A 4,753-nucleotide genomic window follows, 5' to 3' on the forward strand; every position below is an offset into this window, starting at 1 on the left:
GCCGCGCGGTGGTCTGCACGGTGCCGCCGCAGGGCGGCCGCGACCTGATCGCAGCCGAGTGCCGGATCGGCAAGCAGGATGTAGGTCAGTGGCTGGTCGAAAATGGCTGGGCGCGCGCCGCCAAGGGCGGCCCCTATGTCGAGGCCGGCGACAAGGCGCGCATGGGCAAGAAGGGCATTTTCGGATCGGCGCCCGATCTGTCGGGCATGCCGGCGATGCCGGCCGCGCCAGGCCCGGCACCTCAGGCGCCGGGTTCGATCCTGGAAGAGGTCGACGGCGTGCTCAAGCCAGCTGACCAGCCAGCGCCCGCTCAATGAGCGCACGCGTCTCGGCAACGCCGTAGAGTGCTGCGAACGAGCCGAAGCGCGGGCCGCGCTCCTGGCCGATCAGCACCTGGTAGATCATCTGGAAGAAGGCGCCCGATACGCCGGGGCCGCCTTCCGGGCTCTGCTTGGAATGATCCTGATAGCGCTCGATCCTGCGTGCGACGTTGAGCGAGGCGTTCTGGATCGCTTCGCCGCTGGCGTCCGCCGGCAGCGCGCCAAGTGCTTCGTCGAGGGCTGCCAGCGCTTCGCGCTCGACCTCGTCGGCGGGCCGGAAGGTTTTCGTCGGCTTCACGAAATCGTCGAAATAGCGGATCGCATGGCCGACCAGCCGGTCGAGCTCTGGATGCGTCGCCGGCGTCACGCCTTGCGTATGACGTGAAATGAACCCCCACAGCACATCCTTGTTCTGCGCGTTGGAAGCGCTGACCAGATTGAGCAGCAGAGAGAACGGCACCGGCATGTCGATCGCTGGCGGGTTGCCGTCATGCATATGCCAGACCGGGTTGCCCAGCCGCTCCTTCCAGTCCTGGCGGGGATAGGCGGCGAGGAACGTGTAGTATTCATCCACGGCCCGCGGGATAACGTCGAAATACAGCTTCTTGGCCTGCCGCGGCCGTTGGTACATGTAGAGCCCGAGGCTTTCGGTCGGCGCATAGGTCAGCCACTCGTCGATGGTCAGCCCGTTGCCCTTCGACTTCGAGATCTTCTGGCCGTTCTCGTCGAGGAACAGTTCGTAGACGAAATGCTCCGGCGCCCGTCCGCCCAGAATGTTGCAGATACGGTCGTAGACCACCGCATTGGTCTGGTGGTCCTTGCCGAACATTTCGAAATCGACGCCAAGCGCTGCCCAGCGCATGCCGAAATCCGGCTTCCACTGCAGCTTCACGCGGCCGCCGGTGATCGAAAGCGTGGTCTCGGTGCCCTCGTCGTCGAAGGTGATGGTGCCGGCTTTGGCGTCGACATGCTTCATGGGCACGTAAAGCACGCGGCCGCTCTTCGGCGAGATCGGCAGGAACGGGCTGTAGGTCGCCTGCCGCTCGGGCCCGAGCGTCGGTAGCATCACCGCCATGATCTGCTCATAGCGCTCGGCGGCGCGCTTGAGCATCGCGTCGAAACGGCCGGCCTTGTAGTATTGCGTCGCGCTGGCGAACTCGTAGTCGAAGCCGAACGTGTCGAGGAAGCGGCAGAGCATCGCATTGTTGTGGTCGGCGAAGCTCGCATAGTCGCCGCCGAAGGGGTTGGGGACCGACGATAGCGGCTTGTGCAGATGCGGCTCGAGTGCGGCGCGGTCCGGCACGCTGTCGGGTATCTTGCGCATGCCGTCCATATCGTCGGAAAAGCACAGCAGCTTGGTCGCGACCTTGTCCTGCGTCAGGACACGGAAGGCATGGCGCACCATCGAGGTGCGCGCCACCTCGCCGAACGTGCCGATATGCGGCAGGCCGGACGGCCCGTAGCCGGTCTCGAACAGGACTGTTTGCGGAAAGTCGGCGCCTTTGTAGCGCTCGATGATCTTTTTGGCTTCCTCGAACGGCCACGCCTTGCTTTCGGTCGCGGCCGCCAGCAGCTCGGGGTTGAGATCGATGATGTTTGATCCCGCCATGTCACAGTTTTCCAAATCATCTGCCGGCCCGAAGGCGGGCCGCAGCAAGGGTTTTTCAACCGGTCTCTAGGCGTGCAGCGCCGGAGCGTCAACGCGTGCGGCGCTTTTTCCTTGCGGTGCAGAACGGGCGTTCCTAACTTCGAGGCCCGGTTCAAGGAGAAAAAATTGCCGACACCTCATGAAGCCCTGATCTATCTGATGGTCATCACCTCGGCCTCCGACCGCGACATGACCGATGTTGAACTGGCGCGGATCGGCGAGGTCGTCCGCTCCTGGCCGGTGTTCGAGGACTTCAACCACGACAGGCTGGTCGGCGTCGCCCAGGGCTGCCAGAAGCGCCTGCACGAAAAGGATGGGCTGGAGGGCGTGCTGGCTGAAGTCGCCGAGGTCTTGCCCGAGCGGCTGCGCGACACCGCCTATGCCGCCGCCTTCGAGGTTGCCGCCGTCGACCTCGAAATGCGCATGGAAGAGGTGCGGGTGCTGCAGCTGATCCGGCGTCAGCTCGATCTCGACACGCTGACGGTTGCTGCCATCGGCCGCGCGGCCAAGGCGCGGCTGCGTACCCTGACCTGAAAGTCCTTGGCTTTAGAAAAAACTGACGGGGAAATAGCGCAGATAAAATTCGGCGAACGTGCCTTTCATTGAAATTTCCTGCAGCGCGTAGTCGATCGCTGCGGCCAGCGCCGGATTGTCAGCCTTGGTGGCGATGGCCATGCCCGTGCCCAGATATTCGGGCGCCAGATAGGGCCCGCCGGCAAAGCGGCAGCAGCCCGCCGCGTCCGAGCCGCCCAGCCAGAAAGCCAGGCGCATGCCGTCGCCGAAGGCGGCGTCGACCTTGCCGGCCTTGAGATCGGCATACAGTTCTTCCGGCCTGTCGAAAGGGACGACCTGGACCGTGTTGAAATAGTCGCGCAGCATGCGCTCATGCGCCGAGCCTGATATCACGCCGACACGCTTGCCGTGCAATTTGTCAAAGACGGGCTCGGTCAGCGCCTTGCCCTTCGGCATGATGAAGCGCGCCGGAAACTGCAGATAGGAGCGTGAGAAGGCGTAGGTCGCGCGCGATTCCGGTGTGGCGGCGATGCCGGCGATGATCGCCTCGCCTTCGCCTTTCCGCAGTGCGCCTTCCAGCTCGGCCCAGGGCAGGGCCTGGATCTGGCATTTTTCGACAATGCCAAGCTCGGCGCAGATGGCGCGTGCCAGATCGATGTGGAAGCCGGACAGCTTTCCCGCACCGTCGAGGAAGTTGAAAGGCGGGAAGTCCGTGGTGGTGAGGAATCTCAGCCGGGGCAGCTTCGAAAGGTCTGGCTTGGGCAGCCGCTCCTTGGCATCCCACAGCACCGGAACCTGAGGCGCCGCGGCGCGCGCACCGTCGGCGAACGACAGCAACCCGATCAGCATCGCAAAGGCGAAGGACCTCCACCGGAACGCCAAGATAAAACTCCGCCACAGTCGTGCTCGCACCGGTTTTGGTACGAAAATGGTACAGGCACAATGGTTTTTGATTTCAACACGCCGATTTCAGGATATGATTTAGCCGGTTTGCAAATCAGCTTCGGTCGCCTCGATGAGAGGGAGCCACAAAATAAGTATGCGATTTGCAATCCGTGGTCGGTGGCGAAGTGTAAATCAGGCACGCATCATTGGCCGCAATGCACAAGGCAACATGGGGTTGATGTTGCGATGGGTCAGTTCGATCGCACGCTGGAATACATAGACCAACTGCAGCACGCCGCAACGGCGGCGGCGGTCTGCGAAAGGCTGCTGGGCATAACATCGGATTTCGGTCTCACCGCACTGATGGCGGGAACCGTCCCGCAGCCAGGCACGCCGGCCGGCCAGCAAAAGCAGCATGTGCTTCTCTGCGATTGGCCTGGCGAGTGGCTGGAGCGCTATGTCGCGCGCAACTATGTCGATCATGACCCGGTCGTCAGCCATATGAAACAGTTGCAGGCGCCCTTCCAGTGGCACGAAGCGTCCCAAGGCATCCGCATAGACAAGAGCAGCGGCGAGGTGATGGGCGATGCCGGCGCCTTCAAACTGCGCGATGGGTTGGCCTTTCCGCTGATCACGCTCGACGGCCAGATCGTCATGGTGTCGCTGGGCGGCGAGGCCGTGGAATTGTCCGCCGCCGAATTCGGCCAGGTGTCGCTGGTCTCGACCTACGCGGTTGGCCGCGCCATGCAACTCCACACCATGGCGAACAGGACCATCGATCATATCGTGCTGACGCCGCGCGAGCGCGAATGCCTGCAATGGGCCGCCGTCGGCAAGTCCGAATGGGAGATTTCGCAAATCCTCGGCATTTCCGAACACACCTCGGAGAAACATCTTCTTAACGCCAAAAGCAAACTAGGTGCCGTCAACAGGGTGCAGGCCGTCGCGGAAGCGATACGGCGCGGCTACATTAGTTAGGTCGGCCGTGCCGACCTGAAATCCTTGCCTACGCGATCACGCAATTTTCTCATCAAAGCACGGCCGTATCTTCCTCTGAACGCAGGAGACGGCGGAATGCTTTTTTCCCTTACAACCCAGGAATTGATGGAACGTCCCGACCTTTGGGAGGCCGTCCATCGTTTGCGCTACAAGATATTCGTCGAGGAGATGGGGTGGGATGACCTCAGACGCCCCGACGGGCTCGAACTCGACCAGTTCGATCACGACGAGGCGGTCCATCAGATCGTCATCAGGGGCGGTGAAGTGGCGGGTTATCAGAGGATGTTGCCGACGACGCGGCCACATCTGCTGACCGAGGTCTTGACCGATCTTTCCGAAGGAACGCCGCCGTCGGGTCCAAACATCTGGGAATTGACCCGCTATGCGG

The 4,753-nt window shown here is 62.5% G+C and carries 5 protein-coding genes and 1 pseudogene; 4 read left to right on the forward strand and 2 right to left on the reverse strand.

The annotated features are described in order from the left end of the window. A pseudogene (locus EN884_RS26250) lies at positions 1-317 on the forward strand (thermonuclease family protein); the annotation flags it as partial. Here EN884_RS26250 and EN884_RS26255 read toward each other — a convergent pair. Further along, positions 283-1,929, reverse strand: coding sequence for a lysine--tRNA ligase (locus EN884_RS26255; RefSeq protein WP_063170009.1), 1,647 nt, complete (start codon positions 1,927-1,929; stop codon positions 283-285). The pseudogene EN884_RS26250 and the gene EN884_RS26255 sit on opposite strands and share 35 nt — an antisense overlap. 165 nt (positions 1,930-2,094) lie before the next feature. Between EN884_RS26255 and EN884_RS26260 the strand changes: the two genes are divergently transcribed. Beyond that, the gene (locus EN884_RS26260; protein ID WP_127389928.1) at positions 2,095-2,502 is read left to right on the forward strand and encodes a tellurite resistance TerB family protein; all 408 of its coding nucleotides are present in this window, start codon (positions 2,095-2,097) and stop codon (positions 2,500-2,502) included. 12 nt (positions 2,503-2,514) lie between these two features. On the opposite strand, the gene EN884_RS26265 is transcribed toward EN884_RS26260, so the two are convergent. After that, positions 2,515-3,363 carry a transporter substrate-binding domain-containing protein gene (locus EN884_RS26265; RefSeq protein ID WP_063170010.1) on the reverse strand — a complete coding sequence of 283 codons (849 nt, stop codon included), beginning with the start codon at positions 3,361-3,363 and terminating at the stop codon, positions 2,515-2,517. Between the two features lie 249 nt (positions 3,364-3,612). On the opposite strand from EN884_RS26265, the gene EN884_RS26270 reads away from it, so the two are divergent. Both EN884_RS26270 and EN884_RS26275 read left to right on the forward strand, forming a co-directional pair. Then, positions 3,613-4,344, forward strand: coding sequence for a LuxR family transcriptional regulator (locus EN884_RS26270; RefSeq protein ID WP_013533651.1), 732 nt, complete (start codon positions 3,613-3,615; stop codon positions 4,342-4,344). 96 nt (positions 4,345-4,440) lie between these two features. Beyond that, positions 4,441-4,753, forward strand: a 313-nt coding sequence (locus EN884_RS26275; protein WP_128360811.1) for an acyl-homoserine-lactone synthase, incomplete at its 3' end; no start/stop codon positions are given.

Source organism: Mesorhizobium sp. M7A.F.Ca.AU.001.01.1.1 (assembly GCF_004022735.1).
Classification (GTDB): domain Bacteria; phylum Pseudomonadota; class Alphaproteobacteria; order Rhizobiales; family Rhizobiaceae; genus Mesorhizobium; species Mesorhizobium ciceri.

Bases quoted from the DNA above. Each gene is read 5' to 3' on its own strand.
- EN884_RS26255 (WP_063170009.1), bottom strand. From the start codon at position 1,929: ATGGCGGGATCAAACATCATCGATCTCAACCCCGAGCTGCTGGCGGCC.
- EN884_RS26270 (WP_013533651.1), top strand. From the start codon at position 3,613: ATGGGTCAGTTCGATCGCACGCTGGAATACATAGACCAACTGCAGCAC.